Source organism: Nitrosomonas sp., assembly GCF_019752415.1.
In the GTDB taxonomy this organism is placed as follows: Bacteria; Pseudomonadota; Gammaproteobacteria; order Burkholderiales; family Nitrosomonadaceae; genus Nitrosomonas.
Genome location: NZ_JAIEME010000039.1, coordinates 1 through 25,241, shown reverse-complemented (window position 1 = coordinate 25,241; position 25,241 = coordinate 1). Strand labels below are relative to the sequence as shown.

At 42.3% G+C, this 25,241-nt stretch carries 24 protein-coding genes and 1 tRNA gene; 11 read left to right on the top strand and 14 right to left on the bottom strand.

What is annotated here, in order from left to right; all coding sequences use genetic code 11:
* Nucleotides 1–5: 5 nt before the first annotated feature.
* A complete protein-coding gene (locus K2P83_RS07645; RefSeq protein WP_292927889.1) occupies nucleotides 6–257 on the bottom strand; it encodes a hypothetical protein in 252 nt (83 codons plus the stop codon).
* Between the two features lie 2 nt (nucleotides 258–259).
* Nucleotides 260–757: a hypothetical protein gene (locus K2P83_RS07640; RefSeq protein WP_292927887.1), complete on the bottom strand. Its 498-nt coding sequence runs from the start codon at nucleotides 755–757 to the stop codon at nucleotides 260–262.
* Nucleotides 758–1,331: 574 nt separating this feature from the next.
* Here K2P83_RS07640 and K2P83_RS07635 point away from each other — a divergent pair.
* From K2P83_RS07635 to K2P83_RS07610, 6 genes are all read left to right on the top strand, one after another.
* Nucleotides 1,332–1,463 carry a hypothetical protein gene (locus K2P83_RS07635; RefSeq protein ID WP_292927885.1) on the top strand — a complete coding sequence of 44 codons (132 nt, stop codon included), beginning with the start codon at nucleotides 1,332–1,334 and terminating at the stop codon, nucleotides 1,461–1,463.
* 101 nt (nucleotides 1,464–1,564) lie between these two features.
* The gene (locus tag K2P83_RS07630) at nucleotides 1,565–1,930 is read left to right on the top strand and encodes a hypothetical protein (RefSeq protein WP_292927883.1); all 366 of its coding nucleotides are present in this window, start codon (nucleotides 1,565–1,567) and stop codon (nucleotides 1,928–1,930) included.
* 52 nt (nucleotides 1,931–1,982) lie between these two features.
* Complete coding sequence (locus K2P83_RS07625) at nucleotides 1,983–3,062, top strand: replication initiation factor domain-containing protein (protein ID WP_292927881.1); 1,080 nt, start codon at nucleotides 1,983–1,985, stop codon at nucleotides 3,060–3,062.
* Entirely contained in the window at nucleotides 3,052–3,345 is a 294-nt protein-coding gene (locus K2P83_RS07620; protein WP_292927879.1) for a hypothetical protein, read from the top strand. The genes K2P83_RS07625 and K2P83_RS07620 overlap by 11 nt, the downstream gene beginning before the upstream one ends.
* Complete coding sequence (locus K2P83_RS07615) at nucleotides 3,323–3,655, top strand: helix-turn-helix domain-containing protein (protein WP_363279445.1); 333 nt, start codon at nucleotides 3,323–3,325, stop codon at nucleotides 3,653–3,655. Before K2P83_RS07620 ends, K2P83_RS07615 begins: the two co-directional genes overlap by 23 nt.
* Nucleotides 3,565–4,557 (top strand): site-specific integrase, encoded by a 993-nt coding sequence (locus K2P83_RS07610; protein WP_292927957.1) that lies wholly within the window; start codon nucleotides 3,565–3,567, stop codon nucleotides 4,555–4,557. Before K2P83_RS07615 ends, K2P83_RS07610 begins: the two co-directional genes overlap by 91 nt.
* 25 nt (nucleotides 4,558–4,582) lie before the next feature.
* Here the strand turns inward: K2P83_RS07610 and K2P83_RS07605 are convergent.
* The 5 genes from K2P83_RS07605 to rpsU form a co-directional block, all read right to left on the bottom strand.
* A tRNA-Ile gene (locus tag K2P83_RS07605) sits at nucleotides 4,583–4,659 on the bottom strand.
* A 13-nt stretch (nucleotides 4,660–4,672) separates the two neighbouring features.
* A complete protein-coding gene (rpoD, locus tag K2P83_RS07600; RefSeq protein WP_292927877.1) occupies nucleotides 4,673–6,928 on the bottom strand; it encodes an RNA polymerase sigma factor RpoD in 2,256 nt (751 codons plus the stop codon).
* 89 nt (nucleotides 6,929–7,017) lie between these two features.
* Nucleotides 7,018–8,817: a DNA primase gene (dnaG, locus tag K2P83_RS07595; protein WP_292927875.1), complete on the bottom strand. Its 1,800-nt coding sequence runs from the start codon at nucleotides 8,815–8,817 to the stop codon at nucleotides 7,018–7,020.
* A gap of 99 nt (nucleotides 8,818–8,916) precedes the next feature.
* Nucleotides 8,917–9,363 (bottom strand): GatB/YqeY domain-containing protein, encoded by a 447-nt coding sequence (locus tag K2P83_RS07590; RefSeq protein WP_292927873.1) that lies wholly within the window; start codon nucleotides 9,361–9,363, stop codon nucleotides 8,917–8,919.
* 111 nt (nucleotides 9,364–9,474) lie between these two features.
* Nucleotides 9,475–9,687 carry a 30S ribosomal protein S21 gene (gene rpsU, locus K2P83_RS07585; protein ID WP_013964468.1) on the bottom strand — a complete coding sequence of 71 codons (213 nt, stop codon included), beginning with the start codon at nucleotides 9,685–9,687 and terminating at the stop codon, nucleotides 9,475–9,477.
* Nucleotides 9,688–10,038: 351 nt separating this feature from the next.
* Here rpsU and K2P83_RS07580 point away from each other — a divergent pair, with 351 nt between their 5' ends.
* The 4 genes from K2P83_RS07580 to K2P83_RS07565 all read left to right on the top strand — a co-directional run bounded on the left by K2P83_RS07580 (nucleotide 10,039) and on the right by K2P83_RS07565 (nucleotide 13,727).
* Nucleotides 10,039–10,995 carry a DmsE family decaheme c-type cytochrome gene (locus K2P83_RS07580; RefSeq protein WP_292927870.1) on the top strand — a complete coding sequence of 319 codons (957 nt, stop codon included), beginning with the start codon at nucleotides 10,039–10,041 and terminating at the stop codon, nucleotides 10,993–10,995.
* Nucleotides 10,996–11,012: 17 nt separating this feature from the next.
* Nucleotides 11,013–13,154: an MtrB/PioB family decaheme-associated outer membrane protein gene (locus K2P83_RS07575; RefSeq protein ID WP_292927868.1), complete on the top strand. Its 2,142-nt coding sequence runs from the start codon at nucleotides 11,013–11,015 to the stop codon at nucleotides 13,152–13,154.
* Nucleotides 13,155–13,295: 141 nt separating this feature from the next.
* The gene (locus tag K2P83_RS07570; protein ID WP_292927866.1) at nucleotides 13,296–13,529 is read left to right on the top strand and encodes a hypothetical protein; all 234 of its coding nucleotides are present in this window, start codon (nucleotides 13,296–13,298) and stop codon (nucleotides 13,527–13,529) included.
* 27 nt (nucleotides 13,530–13,556) lie between these two features.
* Entirely contained in the window at nucleotides 13,557–13,727 is a 171-nt protein-coding gene (locus K2P83_RS07565) for a hypothetical protein (protein WP_292927864.1), read from the top strand.
* Between the two features lie 280 nt (nucleotides 13,728–14,007).
* On the opposite strand, the gene K2P83_RS07560 is transcribed toward K2P83_RS07565, so the two are convergent.
* Nucleotides 14,008–14,733, bottom strand: coding sequence for a Crp/Fnr family transcriptional regulator (locus K2P83_RS07560; RefSeq protein ID WP_292927862.1), 726 nt, complete (start codon nucleotides 14,731–14,733; stop codon nucleotides 14,008–14,010).
* Nucleotides 14,734–14,921: 188 nt separating this feature from the next.
* Between K2P83_RS07560 and K2P83_RS07555 the strand changes: the two genes are divergently transcribed.
* A complete protein-coding gene (locus K2P83_RS07555) occupies nucleotides 14,922–15,665 on the top strand; it encodes a hypothetical protein (protein WP_292927860.1) in 744 nt (247 codons plus the stop codon).
* Between the two features lie 74 nt (nucleotides 15,666–15,739).
* On the opposite strand, the gene K2P83_RS07550 is transcribed toward K2P83_RS07555, so the two are convergent.
* From K2P83_RS07550 to K2P83_RS07525, 6 genes are all read right to left on the bottom strand, one after another.
* Nucleotides 15,740–16,519: a hypothetical protein gene (locus K2P83_RS07550; RefSeq protein WP_292927858.1), complete on the bottom strand. Its 780-nt coding sequence runs from the start codon at nucleotides 16,517–16,519 to the stop codon at nucleotides 15,740–15,742.
* Nucleotides 16,520–16,535: 16 nt separating this feature from the next.
* Nucleotides 16,536–19,856 carry a TonB-dependent receptor gene (locus K2P83_RS07545; protein WP_292927856.1) on the bottom strand — a complete coding sequence of 1,107 codons (3,321 nt, stop codon included), beginning with the start codon at nucleotides 19,854–19,856 and terminating at the stop codon, nucleotides 16,536–16,538.
* Nucleotides 19,857–20,100: 244 nt separating this feature from the next.
* Complete coding sequence (locus K2P83_RS07540; RefSeq protein WP_292927854.1) at nucleotides 20,101–20,334, bottom strand: hypothetical protein; 234 nt, start codon at nucleotides 20,332–20,334, stop codon at nucleotides 20,101–20,103.
* A complete protein-coding gene (locus K2P83_RS07535; RefSeq protein ID WP_292927852.1) occupies nucleotides 20,309–22,351 on the bottom strand; it encodes an adenylate/guanylate cyclase domain-containing protein in 2,043 nt (680 codons plus the stop codon). Before K2P83_RS07535 ends, K2P83_RS07540 begins: the two co-directional genes overlap by 26 nt.
* Before the next feature lie 191 nt (nucleotides 22,352–22,542).
* Nucleotides 22,543–24,606: a TonB-dependent receptor gene (locus K2P83_RS07530; protein ID WP_292927850.1), complete on the bottom strand. Its 2,064-nt coding sequence runs from the start codon at nucleotides 24,604–24,606 to the stop codon at nucleotides 22,543–22,545.
* Between the two features lie 136 nt (nucleotides 24,607–24,742).
* Nucleotides 24,743–25,075 (bottom strand): hypothetical protein, encoded by a 333-nt coding sequence (locus K2P83_RS07525; RefSeq protein WP_292927848.1) that lies wholly within the window; start codon nucleotides 25,073–25,075, stop codon nucleotides 24,743–24,745.
* Nucleotides 25,076–25,241: the final 166 nt, after the last annotated feature.

Below are 25,241 nucleotides of genomic sequence, written 5' to 3'. Positions count from 1 at the left end.
TGAGATTACAAAATACTTACTTTCTTATTCGGCTCTATTACAATTCCAGCTTTGAACTCATCTAATAATTCATTTATATGCACCTCATCACCCTCGACGAGGAAACGGGTTGGAAAGTTTTCATTAGGTAGCTGTTGCAGGAGACGTAGATTGGCATTCTGATTGATAAGAATCTTGTCTCTTGCAGAGAGGAAATTGGCCCTGCCCGGATCAATTTCCTCTCCTAATAAAGCTCGGACTACAAATTCCTCGCTCATCACTAGACACACATAGGGGCTACACCACTTGATTGAGGTGCAGCAAAAATAGGTTGTCCGTTGACGCTGCCAATGCACACTAGACCTGTAGCAGCTGGCGTTGCGCTACCACCGCTTGAAAATGGCCCAAAGTCTCCCGCCGACATAGGAGTTGCCCCACTTGATTGAGGTGCAGCAAAAACAGGTTGTCCGTTGACGCTGCCAATGCAGACTAGACCTGTAGCAGCTGGCGTTGCGCTACCACTGCTTGAAAATGGCCCAAAGTCTCCCGACGACATAGGGGTTGCACCGCTCAATTGAGGTGCGGCAAAAACAGGTTGTCCGTTAACGCTGCCAATGCAGACTAGACCTGTAGCAGCTGGCGTTGCGCTACCTCCGCTTGAAAATGGTACAAAAGGCGTAAAACCATCCACTCTCATAGGGGCTAGACCACTCGATTGAGGTGCAGCAAAAATAGGTTGACCGTTGATGCTGCCAATGCATACTAGACCTCTTGCCATTTTATTCTTCCTTCCATAAAGTTTTTAGAGCAAAGTTAAATACACCAATAAACATAGTTTCCAATAAATGTTGCGAATATCCGATATCACTTGCTACCTTACCTTAATCAGCTGATCCGATTTATTTGATACCATATCCAGATTAAGATAATGGTTAATTATAAACACCTAATTATATCTAGGTAAAGTAAAAAAAATATTTTTTAAAATAAAAATTAAGGAAGCTCTGATTAAGTTGATTACATTCATGGTTCGACAAGCTCACCCCCACAACGTAATCAATATATTACCGTTCGTCCTGAGCCTGTCAAAGGACTTAATCAGAGTTTCCTTAAACACTATTATTGATCCAGCCGTCAATATGACTTAATATATTCAAATCTTCCTAATCGCTACTTGCAATATAAATATAAATGCGCTTGTATGGCAGTAATTTTATGCTCTCCAATTTTGTTTGGATTTTGAATAATCGAAACTCGATCTACCGATTACCAATTATTTTGCTTGCTTTTAATCATTATACAATTGAAGTGTTTTTCTCGAAAAAAAGCCTGCGCTAAATAATTTAGCTTAATTGAAAAGAAACCGCTTCCCGGGTGCGCCGGTCGGCCCGGCGCAAGGCCATGCCCGGATTCATGGGCATGCTGGCCGATCCCATTCCACTATCGTGTTTCTACTACCTGCCCTTCCTGCAAAACGTTTCTGATTTTTAGTCTTTTTCTGCTTTCTCTAGAATGTGCTTTGCAGAGGTTGTTTATTACCCCTTAATCCATTATGCTTATCGTACTTACTAAGGAAAATTAAATAATGTCTGATCTTGAAAAACAAGCTATCCCTCCTCTATCTCCAGAAGAAGCATTGCAATATGTTGCGATTATAGATAAGGCTGCTGAGAATTTTCGCGGACAAGCTGATGAGCTTCAGGCCGCTATAGGCATGCTCATGACTGGACGACTCTTAGGATGGAAAGTATTACTTATTATTCATAACAAACGCACCATCCGTAAATATGAGGAGATTCTCGGTATCAATGTTCGTGAAATGTTTCCACCGGAAGGCCCTTTAGCCTATAAATCACTTGGCTATAAAATAGCCCGTGGGGTTAGTAACTTCTGGAAAGCTGTAAGCGGTGATGTGAAGATAGAACATCGTCGAGAATTAGATGCAGGCTAAAGGATATTAAATATCCTTGACAGGATAATACATACCCCTTATATTAAGGGGTATGGAAAAACCTTTTGCAAAACTGATTAATCAAACTAGCGCCAGTGTCAATGCGCGGTTGGGAGCGCCAGCGACCAACACAGCACATTGCACTGGCGCATCATCGGATGGTATTCAGTTATCTGATACGGTTCATCCGGTCAATCTCCCCCGTACGGTAATACGGGGGGAAAGTCCCTCCGAAGAAAGAAAAAAATCACAGGCAGCTTTAACAGATTGGTTGAATGTTTCTTTTCCTTTTCCTCCTGAAAATAATAATCCTTTAAAGTTCTTCAAATCCTTTAGTGAAGTAACTAACTTTAGATTTGGCGGTATGACCGATCAAGAGCGTGGTCTCCAAGGCTGGAAAAAATCTTTTCGCTTTGATCATGGTTGTGTCATGTTTGCCTACGGCGGTCAAAATGATACTGCTTTTTTATCGCTACCTGGTGAAGGTTGTTCGTTCATATATGATTGGCAATCATTTGCTTCATTTCTTCAAGATGATCTTCAGAGCCGAATTACTCGATGGGATGGTGCTGTAGATGATTTTAAAGGACTGCATTCAGTAGACCAGGCAGTTGAACTTTATAAGAGCGGAGGCTTCAAGCAAGGCGGCAGAAATCCCAACCCAAAACAGCATGGTAATTGGATCACACATGATGATCTTGGCCGTACATTTGAAGTTGGTAGACGCAAAAACGGCAAGCTCATTAGGATTTATGAAAAAGGAAAGCAGCTAGGCGACCCCTCAAGTCCATGGGTTCGCTGGGAAGTAGAGCTTCATGCAAAAGACCGCATTATCCCATGGGATGTTTTACTGCACCCAGGTGAATATGTTGCAGGTGCTTACCCTTGTATGTCATGGGTATCTGAACGCGCTTTTCGTATTCATACAATCAAAGAACAAGATCGCATTAGCTATGAACGTTTAAAGCAAGTCGCTTCAACTTCTTATGGTGCCTTGTTTAATGTCATGCTTCAACGTGAAGGTAGTGCTGAACGTGTGGTGGCGCTGCTAAAGAAACAAGCTATACCGAAACGCCTTGCATTCTCAGACCATTATTTACGTACTCAGGGTGAGTCTTCTGATGAACTTTGAAATGGATGATCTCGACTGGGCTATGGGTGAGCTTGCAAATCTGTTTGCTAAGTCAAATCGTGTGGGTATTCTTCCGCATCAGCTTAATCCCGGATTATTTTCTGAAGCTTGGACTGTTCTATGTTTTCAACCGCTTGAAATTTCAACTCGCTGCCGTCAAACATTAATTTCAATGCTTACTGCCCCCTTATGGCAAGTATCCAAGGAAGGCTATATCAAGAGAAATTTTGGTTTTAATAATCCCGACAAACCCATGCGCTATGAAAACACTTTCACTCACTGAAGCAGCCAATTTTCTAAAGATGCATGCAGAAGAAGTGCGGCGGCGTGCTAAATCTGGACGATTGCCTGGCGCTAAACTTGGCAAACGATGGGTATTTATTCTTGATGATCTTGTTGAATACATCAGGTCGCAGTATTCTATCCCTCGGCAAGCGTTGCGAGTGGTTACAGAAAAGGAGGTAAACATATGCCACTCTACAAGCGCGGTAATACGTGGTGGATCACATTCACTACACCAGCAGGAGAGCGTATTAGATGCTCTGCTGGCACAGCCGACAAAACCCAGGCCCAAGAATACCACGACAAGCTAAAAGCCGAATCATGGCGTGTTCAGTGCCTGGGAGTAAAGCCAAAATATACATGGGATGAAGCAGCCAGCAAGTTTCTACTGGAAACACAGCACAAAGCAACACATGAACGTGATAAAGAAAAGCTGCGGTGGTTACAGCAATTTTTGCGTAATAAACCACTGCATGGAGTTGACCGTGAATTGATTGATCATATTGCACATGCAAAGTCGAAGGCAACAAGTCCTTCAACTGCCAACCGTCATTTGGCCTTGATACGGGCAATTCTTAGGAAAGCTTGCCATGATTGGGAATGGATCGATAAGGTTCCAAAAATCAGGCTTTTTCCAGAACCTAAGCGTCGTATACGCTGGTTACCACCTGAGCAGGTAAAACGGCTTCTTAACGAACTGCCACCTCATCAACGGGATATGGTGATATTTGCGTTATCAACTGGATTAAGGCAGTCAAACGTGATTAATCTGGAATGGAGCCAGCTTGATTTGGATCGAAAAGCAGCATGGATACATCCTGACCAGGCCAAGGCAAGAAAAGCAATTCATGTTCCACTTAATTCCGTAGCAATGGCGGTTTTACTTCGGCAAGTCGGCAAGCATTCAAGCAGGGTATTTACATACCGCAGTGTCCCGATTGCATGGGCTAATACTCGTGCATGGAGAGAAGCATTAAAACGAGCAGAAATAGAAAACTTTAGATGGCACGATCTGCGTCATACATGGGCGAGCTATCTGGCTCAGCTAGGTACACCTATGAATGTATTGCAAGAGCTTGGAGGTTGGGAATCGGAAGAGATGGTGAGGCGGTATGCTCATTTATCAAAACCGCAACTTATGCAGCATACCGAGCTAGTTTCTAACGTCCTTGATGACACAATTTTGTCACATCAGAAAGAAAAAAGAGGTTAGAAATTAATCTAACCTCTTGATTTGTTGGTGGGTCTGACTGGACTCGAACCAGTGACCAAGGGATTATGAGTCCCCTGCTCTAACCAACTGAGCTACAGACCCCTAAATTATTATTTTAATTATTACCAGTATCGAGAAAACTGCGTAAACGCTCCGAGCGCGCCGGATGGCGCAACTTGCGTAATGCCTTGGCTTCAATCTGACGAATGCGTTCACGGGTGACATCGAATTGTTTTCCAACTTCTTCCAAAGTGTGATCGGTATTCATCTCAATACCAAAGCGCATCCGTAGCACTTTGGCTTCGCGCGGCGTCAAAGAGTCAAGTATATCCTTTGTTACGCCACGTAAGCTAGCATAAACTGCTGCATCGGCTGGTGCCATCGTTGCTGCATCCTCGATAAAGTCGCCGAGATGAGAATCTTCATCATCCCCAATCGGCGTTTCCATAGAAATTGGCTCTTTGGAGATTTTAAGAATTTTACGAATCTTTTCTTCTGGCATTTCCATTTTCTGTGCCAGCACTGCAGGCTCTGGTTCTTGTCCAGTTTCTTGCAGGATTTGGCGTGAAATGCGATTCATTTTATTGATTGTTTCAATCATATGCACCGGTATCCGGATAGTACGTGCCTGATCTGCAATAGACCGGGTAATCGCCTGACGAATCCACCAAGTTGCGTAAGTTGAAAATTTATAGCCGCGCCGATATTCGAATTTATCAACCGCTTTCATTAAACCAATATTGCCCTCCTGAATCAGATCGAGGAATTGCAATCCACGATTGGTATATTTTTTGGCAATAGAGATCACTAAACGTAAGTTTGCTTCGGTCATCTCGCGTTTGGCTCGACGCGTCTTTGCTTCACCCGTCGACATCTTACGATTTATTTCCTTCAAGTCCTTGATTGGAATTCCAATCTTATCTTTGAGCGAGAGTAAATTTTGCTGCTCCTCCAGAACCGAAGGCCTATAGTGCTCAAGTGCTTGACTATATGGCTTTCCAGCTTCGATTTCTTGCTTTATCCACTCAAGGTTTGTTTCATTCCCAGGAAACGTCTTGATAAAATGGTTCCTTGGCATTTTTGCTTTGGATACACATAGGTCCATTATTTTACGTTCATAATTACGTACATCGCCGACTAATTCACGCTGCGTATCACAAAGCTTCTCTACCATTTTTGCTGAGAAGCGAATAGCCATCAGTTCAGATGATATTTTATCCTGCAACTCAATATATTCCTGATGATACGGCCCATCCTTTTCAAGAAGGTTTTGCATCTCGGTATAAATTTCACGAATAACTGAGAAACGTTCCAGTGCATCAGCTTTTAATTTCAATAAATCTGCACTGGCAATAGCAGCGCTGTCTCCGTCTTCATCTTCGTCTTCATCGCCAAGATCGTTGGCAGCTAATTCTTGCTCTAGTGATTCTTCAGAAAACTCTTCATTAATAATATCCTGAGCGTTTGCATCCAATAGCCCATCAACAACTTCATCAATACGTAGAATATCTTTTTCAACTTCAGTAGCCAGATCGACAATTCTTGCAATAATCGGCGGGCAAGCAGATATTGCCTGAATCATGTGGCGCAAACCACCTTCAATACGTTTCGCAATTTCAATTTCGCTTTCACGCGTTAGCAAGCCCACAGAACCCATTTCCCGCATATACATGCGGACAGGATCGGTGGTGCGCCCAAACTCAGAATCCACAGTAGAAAGGGCCGCTTCTGCTTCTTCCGCCACATCCTCATCAGCAACAGTTGTTGCTGCATCCGACATCAGCAATGTTTCGGCATCCGGTGCTTCATCATGCACAGATATACCCATATCATTGATCATGCTGATGATGCCTTCTATTTGCTCCGCATCCAGCATATCATCAGGCAAATGATCATTGATTTCGGCATAGGTCAGGTACCCGCGCTCTTTGCCCAATCCGATAAGCATTTTCAGGCGCATGCGACGTGCTTCGATATCTTGCGGGAGTGAACTACCATTCGATATAACAGAAATTGCTCCCGCATCAATTACTTGGTCAATTCCAGTCGTTGCTTTATTTTTCTTAGGCACTCTACCTCTGGTTTTCTTGGCATCAGTCGATTCAATATCATTTTCTCCAATGATGGATTGAGAAACCTCAGTAGCAGCATAAGCTCCTCTAGCGGATATTTTCATATCAACGACGTCTATGCTTATTGTTTCTTGTTTTGCTTTTTTAGCAGTTATTTTTAACTTTTTTTCAGTTCTAGCTACTAATTTATTAGGCTCTTTTTTCTCTACCGTTTCGGTATTGATATTATTATTTTTTCTAGTTGTTGATTTCTTGGTAACTACATTATCTTTTGACTCGACCGCTTTTGTCTTTGGCATATTGGATTCCCAATAATATTGGATAAATTAAAAGCTGAAAACGTCAGATTATACCAAAATTCGATACCGCTGACACCCTGTGACCGATTTCATCGCATAGCCAATCCTTGTAGCTCTCTTTTTTCTTCGTCGGTTAGCTTATCCAGAGATTTGCTCTGTAATTCAGTCATGCGTTTCTTACGTTGTGCTTGCTGTAATATTTCTAATGCCCCCAAAAACTCCGCTTCTAATTCAGCCGTATTGCTCCATTCTAAGGTTTCGCTTTCTATACTTTCCAGTAATGCGCTATATGGGCTATTTTGTAGATAAGTCAATATTGAAGATCCTGATTTACTATCAATTAGATAAGAATGTACGTCAAGAAAATTAACCAGCGTTTTTAATGCAGCAACTTCTTCAGTGTTTTCATTGCATTGGACAAGCAAGTCTCTATCCAGTTTCGCAATATAATTCGGGCTATACAATAACATTAGAATTAGCCAACGGTAAGGTGTAGAGGGTTGTTTTCTTGGCGCAATCTTCGTGGCGCTAACCCTAGGTGCGCGTTTTATTTGCAGCAATTCCTCTAGCTCGCCTTGACTAATCCCGCTCAATTCCCCCAAACGTCTTACCAGCATCAAAGACAATGCTGGCGCTGCTACTTGCTGCAATAGCGGTTTCGCATCACTGACTAACTTGGCGCGACCTTCGCTGGTTTGAAGGTTTGTCTTTAAACCTAATTCTCTGAATAGAAATTCAGATAAGGGTATTGCTTGTTTGAGCAGCTCCTCAAAGGATTCCTTTCCATACTGATTCACGTAACTATCTGGATCTGCGCCCTCGGGCAGAAAAAGAAAACTCAGATACTTCCCATCTGAAAGCAATGCCAAACTATTCTCAAGAGCACGCCACGCTGCTTTTCTACCCGCTTTGTCTCCGTCGAAACAAAAAATAATATTATCAGTCTGACGTAAAAGTTTTTGTATATGAAAGCTGGTAGTAGCCGTACCCAGCGCAGCCACTGCATAATCAATTCCGTGCTGTGAGAGTGCGATGACATCCATATAACCCTCGACAACAATCACACAATTTGCTTCACGAATGGCTCGACGTGCAGAAAAAAAGTTGTATAGTTCCCGTCCCTTTTCAAATAAAATTGTTTCCGGAGAATTCAGATATTTCGGTTCTTCCTGCTCTAATACCCGGCCACCAAAGCCAATGATCTGACCTTTCTGATTAAGAATCGGGAACATAATGCGATCCCTGAATCGGTCATATTGCTTGGCTTCGTCGTTGATTATTACCAATCCGGCTTGCAGTAATATTTTCCGGGTTTTCTCAGATTTATAATCAGTAAAAATGGCCTCGAGATTTTGCCAACCGGTCGGCGCATAACCAATTGCAAATTGTGCTGCTGTCTTCCCGAATAAGCCGCGTTTCTTAAGATAGGCAATGGCTTTTTCTGAAATTTTGAGTTGCTCTCGATAAAAACGAGTAGCAACTTGCAGAGCACTTAGCAGATCCTGTGGCGATATCTCCGGATAATTATTACCCAGGTAGTTAACTGGATATTGCGAAAAATCATCCGAAGCAGTCTGTTTGGAAAAAGCATCTGCCTGCTGCTCAGGTACCTGCATCCCAACATAAGCTGCCAGATCATGCACAGCTTCAACAAAACTCAAGCCACCGTATTCAATTAAAAAACTAATTGCGTTCCCGTGCGCGCCACAACCAAAGCAATGATAAAACTGTTTAGCCTGGCTAACAGTAAATGAGGGCGTTTTTTCACTATGAAACGGGCAGCAAGCAACAAAGTTAGCACCTGCTTTTTTGAGTGGAACGTGACGATCAATCGCATCAACAATATCTACACGATTGAGTAGGTCATAAATAAAAGGCTGAGGAATCATTTACCGAAAGCAATCAATAACACCCAGCTTCAAGTATAAATAAATTACATCAACTGTGGTTTCGTTTAAAAAAAACAATGCCAAAGTAGCTGGGTAGTATCAGGCTGATATTTTTCCTTTAATCAGCGTTGATACTCTAGCCATATCCGCACGCCCAGCAAGTTTCGGTTTTAATATGGCCATAACTTTACCCATATCCTGCATACCTTTTGCCCCTGTTTCTGAAATTGCATCAGCAATCAACGCATCTATTTCAGAATCATTAAACGCTTCCGGCATATACGCACTTAATACAATGACTTCATCTTTCTCAATATTGGCCAGATCCAGCCGCTGCGCAGCCTCATACTGCGTGATAGAATCCTTCCGTTGCTTGAGCATTTTTTCAATAACCGCGACCACCGCGGCATCATCAAGCACGATGCGTTCATCGACTTCACGCTGTTTGATAGCAGCTTGTAACAAGCGTATGGTATCCCGCAGTTTGGTATCACCCGAACGCATAGCTGCTTTCATGTCTTCCGTAATTCTCTGTTTCAGACTCATCGTACACCATGCGACGAATTGTTAGTTGATTAGCTTTGATGATTATTCCGAGAATGCCCGGAAATAGCATTACGCTACACTAAAGTTTATCTTATTCCTATTTGTTACGACTTAATAAAGCTTAGGAGGTAACAACTGACTACGCAAACGTTTGTAGTTACGTTTTACAGCCGCAGCCAGTTTCCGCTTACGTTCCGCAGTCGGTTTTTCATAAAACTCGCGTGCGCGTAATTCTGTCAGTATCCCTGTTTTCTCAATGGAACGTTTAAAACGCCGCATCGCAACTTCAAATGGTTCGTTTTCCTTAAGCTTAATCGTCGTCATAAATAGGCAAAATCCTTTGGTTAGTTATATAAAAAATACAATTGAATTCTATTTTGCTCCACACCCTATTGGGACGCAACAAAAGCTTTGAATTATAACACTAAGAAGTTTTATATAAAAGATAAAGTTGTATCAGAAATAACAAGCAGAATCACCGGGGGATTCAATTCACATACCCACTAGATAACAACCAGCATACTTCACCATTAAAACGCTGTCCGGCTACTTTCTATCCTGCAGAATTTTATCTCACTTTTAGTGTGTGAAAACTCACTTAGAATTTCTTTGAAAAAATCAATAATGCGCTCACAGATGATTTATTTCTAATAATCAATTTAGTGAGTGATAAGCATGTTAGACAATTCAAAGACTGCACAGATTATTCTGTCTTGGCTATTAGCTATTTCTTTTGTTATTGGTATTTTGATACTTCCTAAGTATGTTTTCGCGGAGGATCTCGACGATGCAGATCCCCCTCAAGATCTAATACTGAAAGGAGATGGTAAGTGTACGGTATGTCATGATGAGAGTAGTGATAATCCAATACTTGCAATTGGGAAAACCAAGCATGGTACCACTGCTGATCACCGAACCCCGACATGCACCAGCTGCCATGGCGAAGGTGGAAATCATGAAGATACTCCACACAAAGCACCCATGCCTCAAAGAACATTCGGTAAAAAATCAGTTAATTCTATTGAGGAAAGAAATAACGCCTGTTTAGCTTGTCATCAAGGCGGTAAGCGTATGCACTGGTCTGGCAGCACACATGCTAACCGCGATGTTGCGTGTACATCCTGCCACACAATTCATACCGAGCAAGACAAAGTGCGCAACCGGATTACTCAGCCAGAGGTTTGCTTTAACTGCCACAAAGAAATGCGTCAACTAATCAACCGTCCGTATCGCCACCCTATTCGTGAAGGCAAAGTGATTTGTTCGGATTGTCACAATCCGCACGGTTCAGCCGGTCCAAGCAAAATGGTGCGAGATAACGTCAACGATACTTGCTATACCTGCCATATGGAAAAACGCGGACCTTTTGTCTACAACCACCCGCCGGTACAAGAAAATTGTGCTATTTGCCACAATCCTCATGGCACGACTGCGCCTAATTTATTGCGTACTCGATCACCATTCATTTGCCAGGAATGCCATGAACCCAACACACACCAAGGCAGCTCCGGGACACTCACTGGCGCTTATGCAAGAAATACCCTCGCTCGCGGATGCCTGAATTGCCACACACAAATTCACGGCAGCAATATGCCTGAAAACATTCGCAATGAAAGCATGTTTCAGCGTTGATCTAGGAGGTGAAGAAAATGTTTACTGCTACTCTTGACCTAAGAAAGTTTCAATATTCAATCGCATTTTTCACATTCTTAGCGGCCACAACCTCGGTATATTCGTCGGAAACAAATAATGATCCTGTTAAAGAACTCGCAAAACCTAGAAGTGTCGTCAATATCGGTGCAGGCCAATTGTTCAATGATAATGCGCGATTCGGTCAGTATACCGGTTTGCGCAATGAAGGGCCTTATGGAATCTTTAATGTCGATATATCCAAGCGCTATGACGATACAGGAACATGGTTTAAATTGCTGGGGCGCAATTTAGGATTGCAAAACCGTGATGTGCATTTTGAGCATAGCAAACAAGGCAACTGGGGTTATTTTATCGATTATAGCCAGACACCTCGCTATGAGCCATTCACTGTCAATACGGCGGTTACAGGTATCGGCACCACTGATCCCCACATTCCGACTTCGCCAACAACGGGCAATCCTGCACAGCTAAGTACCGAGCGCCACTCGATTGGATTTGGTTTTAACAAATTCCTTCCTGGCAATCTTGAACTTCATTTTCATTTTCGTAATGAAGAAAAAGATGGGGATCGCATTTTTGGGCGCGGAAACCGTCTTGGTGAGCCTCGGCTTAGTGGTTTTAATGGTATGCCAAGCCCGAGAGCAATAGGTGGCTTTGAATTTATTCCAGAGCCCATCAACTCAACCATCCGAATTTTTGGCACTACACTAGATTATGTAGGAAAAGATCTGCAATTGTCCGGAGGTTATTATGGGACGATGTATAACAACAAAAATGCATTACTAACTCCTGTCGGCGGCAGTACCGTTGGGGGTATTTTTTCACCCAGTGAATATACGCCGATTTCCCTTGCACCAGATAACCAATCGCATCAGGGGTTTCTGTCGGGCGGATATAGTTTTACGCCGACAACTCGTGGCACGTTCAAGGTTGCTTATACACGAGCAACCCAAACAGACACATTCACCCCATCGCTATTCACCGCACCCGGCATTGGTTCCAATTTAGGCGGACGTGTTGATACTGCGCTCGCACAGGCCGGATTAACAGCGCGGCCGCTACAAAAATTATCGATAAATACCAATTTTCGCTTCGAGGACCGAGACGACAAAACGCCTGTTTTATTTTATAACCCTATGGCAGCTTGGCATGATGATTTAAACGGAAACAGATGGAATGGTCTGAACAATCCACGCTCTTTCAGAACAATAACCAGCAAATTTGAAGCAAGCTATGCACTACCGCATAATTTTCGTTTGGTAGGCAGTGTTGACTATGAACACAGAGACCGCACCGGGACGGCCACCAATACCGGTCATCGCTTCAGAACCGATGAGCTTTCCTATCGCGCAGAACTTCGCCGCTCGTTATCTGAGACAATTACTGGTACGATTTCATATATACACAGCGATCGTTTCGGTTCAAGTTTTCTAACGAATACGACAGGTTCCGGCGATCCGTTCTTTAATCTTATCGCACCGTCCAATCTTGCTGATCGTGCCCGGGATAAAGTCCGCTTTCTGGCTAACTGGGATCCGATTGATTCATTATCAATACAAGTTTCGATTGATGAATCGTTTGATAATTATGGCCATCGGGCAGGCTCGGATCTGGGGTTGCGCAAAGGTTCCGCAAGAAATTATTCACTAGATGCTACCTATACATTTTCTGAGCGGCTGCAAGCTACAGCATGGCTCTCACGAAATGAAACCCATATTAATCAGGCTTCCAGAAACGCGATTACGGACAGCGGAATTCGTGAAATTTGGGGGGCCAATCTGCATAACATAGGCACATCTGTTGGCTTGGAAGTCACCGCCAAACCAACCGACAAACTTGAAACTGGCGCAAATTTCATGTTCTCGGATAACACCGATAAATTCAATCAAAAAGTTACACTTGAGCCGCAAGTAAATATTGTACCGAATCTCACAACGCAGTACTCCAACTTGCGGCTATTCGCCAGATACGATATCCGCAGGAACTTAGGTGTACGCTTGGATTACATTCTTGATCACTTTAAAACCAATGAATGGACTTGGACGGGATGGCGTTATACCGATGGCACCACACTGACTCAAGACACCAACCAAATGGCTAGCTTCGCCTTTCTTTCAGTTCTTTATAGCTGGCAATAAATAAATCCGTTTTTTCGTGCGTTAGTGCTGTCTGGAAATTGCTCAAATTACCTCATGTGAATTTTCTCACAGACAAAGGTAAATCATAGCATTATTATTCAATTCGATTTATCTGCATTAATTAATAAAGGTGAGTAAATAATGTTGCATATAAATTTGTATCACACATTTTTTGCGGAAAGCCTTAATGGCTATATTTTACTAATCACATTTTTAATTTTAGCAATTCTTTCATTTGGATTACCTAAGATCGTATTCGCGAAGGAATCTTCTTTTCCTGAACAAGTTGTTGCATTACAAAATAAGAAAGTTTCTTCAGAACATACTTCTTTGTTCCCGTTTAACCGTTCAAGCGTTAATGTTTTAAGCCCGTAAGCTTGGGCGCGTTGTTGCTAAGAATGCATGAAAAAAGACTTTGCGATATTTAGCAGGCCGTTGAAAAACTATCTGCATTGCCGCTGCGGTGTTAAAAAACAGGCTAAAAATGCTCATTTATTAAGCATAAACTACGCTTTTTCGCCTATTTTTGCCTTGCATCGGCTGCCTCAAAAACGTTTTTCAACGGCCTGTTAGGACATTTTAAGGAAGGAAATCTTGACCATCAAGGAAGGAGACCATGACAGAGAACAGAAATAAGCATCTTGATATTTAATTTATGCGGGTTTATTCCGCATTTATTTGGCCACATGCTTGTGGTGGAAACTGAAAGATTGGAAAACATTTCATTAACATCCCTGCAGCATACATGCTGCAGGGATGTTTTACTATCTGAACTGTCTTTCTTTGTCCGGCTAGACTGTACCCAGATAGTGACTAAAATCGTTCTCACTCAATGAGCGATAACAAGAAAATTTCATGGGCTACACTTTTCATTAACATTCTCAACCATCTTTGTTAGCTTTGCGATATCAAGAATATGCAGCTCATGGTCTTTGCGCAGAATTAAATTGGCTCTTTCCAAATTATTTAATTCTCGTGTGACTGCTTCACGATGTGTACTAACCAGATTCGCCAATTCAACATGTGTTGGTACGGGTGAAATAATGACGATATTAGATCCGGTAGTTTGTTTTTTTGCCAGGCGCAGTAGCTCAGCCTGGATACGATTCCGCACAGCCAAGGTGCTGAATTCAAAGACACGCTCAGTCAGTCGACGTATCTGCTCGGTTAATCGCTGCAAAATAGCAAATGCGATCTTCTGGTTGTGATAAATCAGCTCGAGGAAATCTGGTGAGGAAATTGACGCTACTAATGAACTTGTTTTAGCGACAACGGTTGCAGAACGTGAACGACTATCAATTGCTGTTAACTCACCAAATAGCTCACCCGCAGGCAGATCGCATAAAATAACTTCTTGCCCCGACATCGAATAGTAGTGCACACGCATTTCGCCTTGCGTGATAAAGAAAACACTATTGGAATCGTCATGATACCTAACAATCTCCTCGCCGGCCTCATAGCGATGCCAATGACAGACTTGCGCGATCGTTTCCAGATCAGAGGAAGACAGGCCTTTAAACTCTTTGATGATCGAAAGTATGGCACAACCACGCTCAGGTGGAATATTTCTTGTGGTCATTTGGATTCCTCATCAATTCCTTCAATCCTAACTACATAAAATAAGTTCATTATAAAAGATAAGAAGATGCACTTTACTAAGATATGCATTTGTTTTGCAAAATGCCTTTTAGATTAAATTGCCCTATTGAATGCTAAAATGGCATAGAATTAACAATTAAACTATATAGTTACATAGGAGATTGTCTCATGTTGGCAGAAAAATACTTGACTGATCTAGGAATTAGAGTCGAGCAAGCAAATAACTTTGTTAATGCGAATATTGGGGATCCCCAGAGAATCTTCAAAACAGCATCTGAATATGGCGTAACCACCAGGATGCTGAGTGAAATATCGGGCTATTCAAGAGACAATGTTCAGAAATATTTTGTCGACGTAAATCCAGACTGGAGCAAGTTATTAGATAAGAGCAAATTGGTGAATTCTGATTTAGGCTCATTGGAAGATATTGTTGCTTTCAATACACGAGAAGGAATTTTGTCGAATGCCTCTTTGCGTGCAATTGTTAAACCGAAGATTGATAGTCTCGATTACGCTAATTATGACGAGACTTTTGTATCATCTTTTCCAGATCTTCAACTTAAAGATAGTCTTTATACTTCGGGTGAGCTGGGTGTAGAGCATATTGATAATATCGAAGCTATAAGTGAAAATATTGAATCATTATTCTATGGCACACTGATTAATATATTCTCAACGCTTGATGAATCCGAGTTCGATCAAATTATCGCATTTCCCGAAAATGGTAATAGTGAGGATTTCCAAGTTTTACTTCTTGCGGCGTTAAAAGAGCCGCCCATACCAATTGTTTGGAACGATGAGCAGTTAGTAGATAAAGTAACAGACGCAGCCGTTAATACTTTAGAGAAATATTGGACAGGTGATCTTTTCGGGATCCTTGATCACAGTTATCTTGGATTAGCGACAGCCTGATTCAAGTTGCAAACAATTTAATTAACTCAGGTAACTTCGATTACCTGAGTTTTCTGAAACATCAACAACTATCGTTAGCAACGAAGAACCGAATTGTTGCATACTTTCTGTTTTTCTGAGCCTATCATAATAGATGTGCAACAAGGATTCTGTTTGTAGGTTGTAACACTCCAAGATAAGCCATTGTTAATTGCTGAAACAGATTTCGGTAGCTGGTCATGAAAACTTATGTAATTCTGACTGCTAACTATTTTTAGTTTTCCTGTAGCATAGTCAGAAAACAATAGAAAACCAACGTTATTGATACCGGAAGCACGCTCAATTTCTGTAGCAAGTTCTGTTGGGAAACTCTCAATTGGATCAGTTGGATCTCCGGGTGATGGCTGATCGGCACCTCGCTTGCAAATTAATCTGGTTTCCGAATCAAAGCTAACATAATTGCAAGACTCATAGGTTTTTTTATCAATCTCTACGCCGGAAACTCCGACAACTGAAATAGGTGTAATATTTCTGATTTCAGAAACATTTTCGTTAGCCGAAAGGCCAAATTCATCATGTATCATGAATTTATTTTCCCCGGTTTCACTATTAATAAGAATAACTTGAGAGAACTTAAAACCAGCTTTCTTCTCAAGTTTATGAGAGAGCTCAGGTGTTAATTTTATAAAATTAGTGGCTAAATCTAGAAATCTCTGCTCAACACTTTCCTCTATTTTATCAACAGCCTCATCGATATTTTTTGTGAATTCTTTCATGTCATTTTTTGTTTCTTTTTGTTGTTCTGTGCATCCTATAGATAAAAAAACGAAGCAATAAAACAAAAATATTGTAACTAGCCGCTTAGTATTCATCATGTTACTTTTTCTCCTCTTAAAAATTTAATGTGAATCGGGCAAAAACTGTGCGTGTAGGAATAAAACGCGAATTAAATAATTCTGATGTCTCAAAATGAGGATTTCGAAATAAAAAATCCTCATTAAAAATATTTCTCGCTTCTATACTAAAAATTCCCCTGCGTTTTGGAAGCCGATATCCCACTGATGCATCGACAAGAAAAAATTTATCGATTCCTTTGTTAATCATTTTCATACGATCAACTTCCTGATGAACAAAAGTACCAGTTACATTGGCGAAGAAACCAATGGGATTAAAATAATTGATGCTGGAGGGGATACTTAACGTATCAATCTGATGAGGCCCGTCGTTAGTTGGTAAACGTGAAAATTTCTCAAATTGGATTTCACTTTTTGCTGCCCAGCTGGTATGAAGCAAACCATATACATAAGCTCGATAAAGGTTTTCTTTTTGATCTTGAAAATTGATACTAGAGAGAGTGAAAGATGGAACATACAAATTTCGGTTTGATAATTCAAAACCACTAAATAACTTGTTTCCATAGTGAGCATCTAGTCCAATCCCCATCCGGCGAGATTTGGTGCCGTCAGGATCGTCAAATAATTGATTAAAGCCAGCAACTTGGGTGGGTTCAATCGTTTGTAGAGTCGTAAGCGGAGCTTTGATAGTTTCAAGCCAGGCCATGCGGAATCGGAAATGATTAGCAAAATTCCATTGCAGGCCAAATTTTGGATTAAAGTCACTAATCGAGGATTCTCCTCTTTTAAACGAATCGTAACTAAAACCGATCGTTGTATTTATGTTTTCGTTAAAATTGAGATTGGTGTAGATATAACCATTTGTTCTGTCACGATTAAAATGTACAGGGCTAGCCCCAAAGAAATTAACTTGGTTAGTATCCAAATCTTTTTTACCGGATTTCTGACTGGCATCAATACGATAAATACCTGATCCGGCAAGAATATTGAACCATGAGCTACGAAACTGATATTGCGCTTCAGTTTGATATCCTTCATTTTTCTGATGGCTTGCGTGAATAAAGCTTGGAGATATTCCCTGAACGTTTTGTAAATCTCCATCAAGAAATTGACCTGAAAAGATAATATTCTGATTATGCGTCAAGTCGTATCGTGCGCCGATACGTGCGACATCTTCATTAATTTTTCGGTGCGTTTGATTTTGGGGTGCCTTAGGATCAATGGAATCTTTTTCAAAATCCAGCAATAAATTACCTTGATTCGTTGAACGAGTGCGTATTTCCGCTTGTATGTTCAATTTGGATGTTAAGGCATGTTGAACGAAAACATTGAGAATATCATGGTTTTGATCATTGTTGGTGCGAAAGCCGCTGGTTTCATAATGGAATTGCCCCAGACTAATCGATGTGCGTTCGTTAAATTTAGAGAAAACCACTTCATTGCCCAGGCTACCATTGTTTCCTACCACGCCCGACGTAACCAATTGTGGCTTACTTCGCTCCATTAAAGGCGTGAACTCATTAAATCCTGGATTCGATGGGCCTGTGTTAGTGATAATATTTAAATCCGCTACTACCATGTGCGGTTGCACTGGATTGACGTTAATGGGCTGTAAAAGCTGCGCTTGCAGTAATTCACTGACGCGTGCAGCCTCATGTCTAGAGATATTGGCGTAGGTATCGGATAAAAAACGGTGCGCCGAATGACTGGATGGATCGAAGCTTAATGATTTTGCGGTCTCCATTAACGCACGTTTTTCAAATCCTAAATTCTCAAAAATTCTTGCCAGACTTGAGCCACGCGCGGCTTCATCACGATCCAGCAAAAACTTGGATCGGTATACCGCGCGGTTATTGTTCAACTCAATGGATTTTTGGATATCTTGCAGAGCCTCAATTGGTCGATTCTGGGTTTGTTTTTGAATCGCATCATAGAACCATGGCGTTGGATCTTTGGGGTCACGCTCCTTGGCCAAATCAAACTGAGTACCTGCAAGGGTATATCGTTTCTCCTCAAAGTAGGCCTTGCCCAAGTAACTTCGAATCAAAGAATTGGCCGGATCCAGGCTGGCTGCAATTTCCAGTTCTATTCGGCCAGCTTCCAATTCACCTTCGCGTATCAAGGCTAGTCCTAAACCAAGCCTCGGCATCGGATCGGCTTGATCCAGCACAATGGCTTGGGCAAAGATAGTTTTTGCTGTTTTAGTATCGATTTGCAGTAGATGTGCAAAACCTAATATGGTTTGTGTTTTCGCCAGATCAGGATCCAAGTTCACGGCATGCTGCGCTGCATCCAAGGCGCGACCCAGATCACCTAAAGACATTTGTAATTCGGCCGAGCGTGCCCAGGCAAGCGCGTTTTTTGGATCTAGTGTAATTGCTTTTTGTACACTTTCTAATGCTGCTGTGATCTCAAAATGGGCTTGTTGGGTATAGGAGAGTGCCAGGTGTGCAACAGCGGAATCTGAGTTCAGTGTAACTGCTTTTGTCGCTAAATCGAGCGCTTGATCTTTTTCATTTTGCACTACGGCGATGATCGCAAGCAGTGCATGCGCGTCACTGTTGTCCGATTCAAGTTGAAGCACTTGCTGGATATTTTCTTTGGCTTTATCAGCCTGCCCGACAGTCAATAAACGGCTTGCGTGGCGGATCAGAGCACTAACATCGTTCCCATCTTTTAATTCATTGCTCTGCCAGTAATCTAAGATCTCTGGGTAATAGAGTGCCCACTGCACGGCATCGGTTGGGTGAATGATAATTTCTTTACGCGGCGCTTGATCCTTGGGTGTAATGGCTGCCTCGTGATCATTTAGAATAAGGCTGCCCCGATCATTGCTGGCAGATACTTTGCCCTCATAGACAACAATTCTTGCACTGTCCTCATGCAGGGCGACCAAAAATTCCGTCCCTTCGACACTCGCATTGACGAAAGGTGTTCTTATTTTAAAGGGCTTAGGAGTGCGCGTAATGATATGGATCGCGCCTTCAAATAAATCCAGCAGTGATGTATCTCTAGCTTCTTGTAATGCAGGAAAAGTAATACTGGTTTTTTGATCAAGTCGCAACATGCTATCGTTACTTAAACGTAGTGCTGCCCGACTTTGCGATCGAGCACGAATCATGTCGCCCGCGCAAAGTATTGTATCCATGCTAGTTTTTTGCCAAACTTTTTCTTGCGCTCGGCGCAGTTCGATAATACCTTGCATGGATACGACTCGGGCAACTTCCGGCTGGCAGGAGGTTGTCGCATAAGCTTTGCCTATAGGTGATCCAAAAAAAGTCGCCGCAAAAACAGTGAATATCACTGCCGATACTTTTCTGTAGAACAAATAAATCGCAATTGTCTTGCATATTTTCATTATTCATCTTTCTTTCCATTCGCTTCTTGAGCTAGCGAATGCTGATTTACTATTTATATGCCAAAAAGAATCAAACAATTGGGCTAGTTTACTTTTTCATTATACAAAGTAGATGACCTTATAACTAGACGGGGTATTTGATATTTATCAAATCCAATTAAAAGTTTAGTCAAAAAGCTGTTACCTGTATGTGAGAATTCTCACATACGAATAGTTTTTACTTGCTTCTTTACTGACAGATATATTATTTGCTATCGATTCTTGAGGTAGGCCATGAGCCTGTTGGAGGTTCATCTTTGTATTGCAAGCACAACGGAAGGAAGAATTGTGTTGGACCATCCGTAGGAAAGACTTTGAGAATGTCATAAAAATCTTGACTGGCTTCAGCCCATCTTTGTAACTGGTAGGCATTCAATGCACGCGCGAAGATTTCACATAACCACAATTGTTCTTCAGTGGCTGATTGCCGATAAGCCATGAGTTCCAATAGGGTTACCGAGTTTTTTTTTACCCGGCAACTTAAAATCACCAAGCGAGCGTGTGAGAAAGCCATCTAAGCCATCGACTACTTCACTGGATAGCAAGATGCGTGTTTTGAGAACTTTATTGGCGCCTTGAATTCGATTGGCAGTGTTTATGATATCTCCAATAACGTTGTAACTTCCATCCCCTCTTCTCAGGGACATCTCACCAAAATGCAAACCTATTCTAGTTGGCAACAGTAACCTACTGTCTGATTGCGATTGGTTAAATCGCTCGACTGCGGCAGCTAAATCAAGGGATGCCTGGCATGCTTTCGTTCGCAGAATGGAATTTTCCGGGTCATCAATCCATATTGCCAGCATTGAATCTGCAATCATATCCATGATGTGTCCTTCATGTTGCCTAATCGGATTTTTCAATACGTCGCGATATCCATTGATCAACTGACTTAGATCCCTTGAATCCATCAGTTCAGCTAATGTTGTGTATCCCGCCACATCCGTGGTTAAGCAGGGGCTATAAATGCCATGCTCATCTTTGCTTCCTAGTATTTTTTCTACGGTTTTATTGGGGTAAGAAGAACCTAGTGATTTTCTGATTTCTGTTAGTTGTATCTCGAGTTGCTTATTTTTCCTCTTTTCTAAGTGATGCTTTTGTATTTCTGCCAGAATAAAAGCAAATAGTATTTGTGAAAATGGGATCATCATTGGTAACCAAACAGCGGCTTCCTTGAATAGATAATAGGCGCAGAAGGTGTAGATCGATATAACAAAAATACCCAGTACAATAGATTCATGGGTAGACAAAAGCAGGAAAACAATTCCCATCACAAAACCCAACAGGAATAGAATGCCTAGAGCACCCGAAAGTGCTAAAGGTCTGATAGGCTTGCTCTCCAATAAATTGGCAAAAGCCGTTGCAGCAATCTCGACTCCGCTTATGAAAAGGCCGTCTGGATTTGAGAATACCGTATGATAATCATCTCGCACGATATCTTGCTCGGGCTGCGTGGCGCCTGAGAATCCAACAAAAACAACTTTATCCTTGAAATCGATCCCTTCCGGTAGGTTTTTATCAATGTTATTTTCATGAAGTTGTAGCACTTGATAATAAGGTACTGTTGTAATACTGCGTGGCGGTCCATAGAAATTTAGGTAGTTCTTTTCGTGACCTGAATATAAATTAAATAACGAAATAACCATCTTCTTTTCGGTGAGGCTCATATTTGAATCACGATTGAGCTCGGTTTGTATTTTTTGAGTCAATTGCGGCTGATTAATGAAGATATGGCGCAGTGTTAATACCAAATCTTCGATATCACTATCTTTTGAATGAGAAGATAATTGTTCGGTTATTGTTGGATCTGCTGCATGTAGTAAGCGAACAAAATCGTCAAATATCGGTAGAGTGAAAATTTGTAGCGCGATAACTGGTGCCGTTGGAATATCTCCAGCACTCGCTTTAAAAGTCCAATAATCATTGACCCGCTCTGCTTTAGGTAATGGAAAAGGTGCACGAGCTTCGGCAGCATCTGCAATGATTGGCAGGAGCGGCGCAGGGCCTTCTTCAAAAAGGCGGCTTTGTTTTTGCTCATCGTCTAGGAATAACCCCGTATCTCGATAAACCAATCGTTCGATTAATACAATATTTCCCGCCGCTTCTATGGCATGCGCTAACTTCTTGTCGTTCTCTGGTATCACGCTGGGCGTGTCAAAAATAAGGTCAAAAATGATGACCTGTGCACCCGCCTCGCTGAGCTTATCAATTAGGCTGGCATGTAAGTCGCGTGGCCATAGTCGCGGTGTAATCGGCAAATCCAGTTGGGTAGCCGAGGGCTGGTCAATCGCAACAACAACTACATCATCGGGCGCAGTAATCGCGCCGCGCAAATGAAATAGCCAGTTTAAGCCAAATTTTTCTTCAAGCGGTAACCCGAATGGCAATAGATATATAAGCACACCGAATAAACCGATAAAGCTACCTAAGAGTAGCTGCTTAAACCATTTTGCCATGTTGGTGTTCCACAGACCTGCTGATGACAAGATTGACAGAAACGATTTATGAGACATTCAAAATAGCTTGAAATCATAATCCTGAAAACGGTTTCTAGGGCTATACGGTTTTCATTATAGCAGCCACGAAGACAGGCGCTCAGACTCTCATATCAATTACACCTGTCTGAATGCTGTGGTAGCTCTAATTTCTAAAATGCACCTCTAATTCCTGCAACAATAGCTCGTCCTGGCAGCGGTGCGGCATCTTTCAGAAACGAGGTATGCACGCGCATATCGCTATCCAGCAAATTTCTGCCCTGCAGGAAAAGCGTATAGTGAACGGATTTGGTAAGTTTCATGTGATAGCCCATTTCGGCATTCATCAGTGTGTAACCGGAAGTTTCAGTTTCCAATACGGCTACACGATGCTGGCCTGTTACCCGTGTGAGGTTAAAATTGGCTTGCCACGCATTTTTCTTGTAATCCAGATCAAAGCCAAAGCGTTGCGGAGTCATTCGTGGGATATTGCCATTATCCTTCAGTCTGCCGTACACGATATCGGTAAATAGTCTCAAGTTAAGTGTATCGGGTAAAAGTGCAACGATGGCTTCCGCTTCTACACCGTAAAATTTTGCACGCGTTTGTGAAAAATCCTGAACCAGAAAAGCACCATGCCGATCCAATAAGCCTTCATCATTAACCCTGTCCGCGAAGCCATCGCGATTGCTATCGCGACTTTGCTGGAAAATATAATCATTGATGTGGTTATAGAATAAATTTACTTTTCCGGTGATTGTCCCCGTGGTTTTTTGCAGTGCAATGTCAAAGTTGTTCGAAGTTTCTTTTCTCAGGGTCTGATCCCCTTGCTCAAAAGTATTGGTAGCTATGTGCCTGCCATCGGCATACAGTGCCACAGTATTCGGGGCACGTTGTCCGCGCGTGGCAGTTAAGTCAACCTGATAACCCTCCATAAATTTCCAGGCACTCCCTGCGGATACGCCATACAGATTAAAGTCACGTGTTTGAAGCAGCGTGGCTTGCGGGTTATGGGCGGTATGCTCGAAACGCCCGCCCACTTCAAATCGCCATTGCTGCCATTCACGCTTTTCAAGCATAAATAATCCAGCCGATTGCGAGAGACTCGATGGCACGAAAGCTTCTTCACCTTTAGCGGAAAAATTGCGGTTTTGTAACTGAATGCCCATAACGCCCTGCCACTTGGCGATCGGGGAATGGATAAGTTCGGCTCGGCTGTCCAATTCGTTATTTTTAAAACGGCTGCCCACATCACCGCTCTGTTCGAGCTCTTTGTGCTGGTAATCATTAAAATTAAAGCGCATCTTGAGTTGCTGGAATCCTTTTAATGGGTTATCCAGATCGCCAGCCAAACCATAGCGGGTCTGACTCATGTCAATTTTTGCACCTTCCGGTCCGGGAATACCGTAAAAATTTTCCAGCCTTGAAACCGACATGCCCACAAAGCCGCGGTCACCAATATAGGAGCTGCCCACCGATAAATTACTCGAATCGATCGCACTATTTCTGACAAAACCACTTTCACTGTTTAGATCATTGGGATTCGCACGGCCAGGAATATGAACATCATTGGTTTTTCTTTTGGCGCCTTCAATATTCCAGGACATTCTGCCCAAGCTTCCTGATGCATTGAGCGCACCATTGCGTTCTTCCAGAGCAGAATTGAAGCGTCCTTCAAAGTTTGCTTGTGGTGTCTTAAACAAGCGATCAGGTATGCGATCATTGACCACATTCACCACACCGCCGGACACACCGCTGCCGTACAACAATGTGGATGGTCCGCGTAGTATTTCGATGCGTGACGCATTTAAGGTTTCAGTTGCCACGGCATGATCCGGGCTAATGATCGACAGATCACCCGTACCAACGCCATTTTCTAGAACCTGTACACGCGGCCCGTCCTGTCCTCGAATAATTGGGCGGCCAGCGCTCGGTCCAAAGCTACTAGACGTTACTCCCAGTTCATGCGATAGCGTATCGCCCAGATTGGTTTCACGTTTCCGGCGCAAGCGATCGCCTTGCAATACAATATCAGCTTTGACCCCAGATGACTCAGCCGAGCTTGCGTTCGGCGCAGTAATTTGGACACTTGGTAACTCGACGTTCTTATTGACGCTTTGTGCATGACTATTGGATATTTCCAGCAGGGAAAATACCAAGATAACTGCCACTGTTTGAGATGCCTTGCCTTTATACAACCCGGCAGCATTATTTAATTTATGATCAGAACAATCCATACAGTTTTCCTAATTAAATAGGGTGTTTGGTGTGCAACTGAGTTGCGCCCATGAAACTGATCAATCACAAGCATTCAATACAAATCAAGACAATCAATAGACTGTTTGACGACTGATACAGATCAGGATTAACCGTTTAATAAATCAGATGGAATGAAACAGGAGGTGCACGTGAATGATAGGAAAGGGTTTTGTTATCAGAATGATGTCTGATTGTCAGTAATGACAAGTGGTGACGTGCTATCGGGCCACAAAGGGCGAGCCCAGAAGCAACTAAAAAGATATTGAGTGCAGTAAGCGCAAGACAATCCAAGCAAATTTCATCGAGATCAGCGCCATTATCAGTCCCGGTTTCAGTAACATCGAGCACATCGGCCTGTGCGAAATGTGTGAAAGCGTGTGCCATCGAAAAGATCGGCACAGACAATAATGCTAACGTCAAAATCAGAAATAAGCTTTTGCGTATCATTGGAAATTCAAAGTGGTTTTCTAGCCATAGAAAATCACTTGACCTTTTATTTTGTAAAGTGAATTTTTTAACTACAATCGGCACAAAGGCCTTTTACCGTTAGCTCAATTTCTTGAAATCGATAGCCAATCGGCAAAGGCCAGCTTCGCTCAATCGGCAAATCATC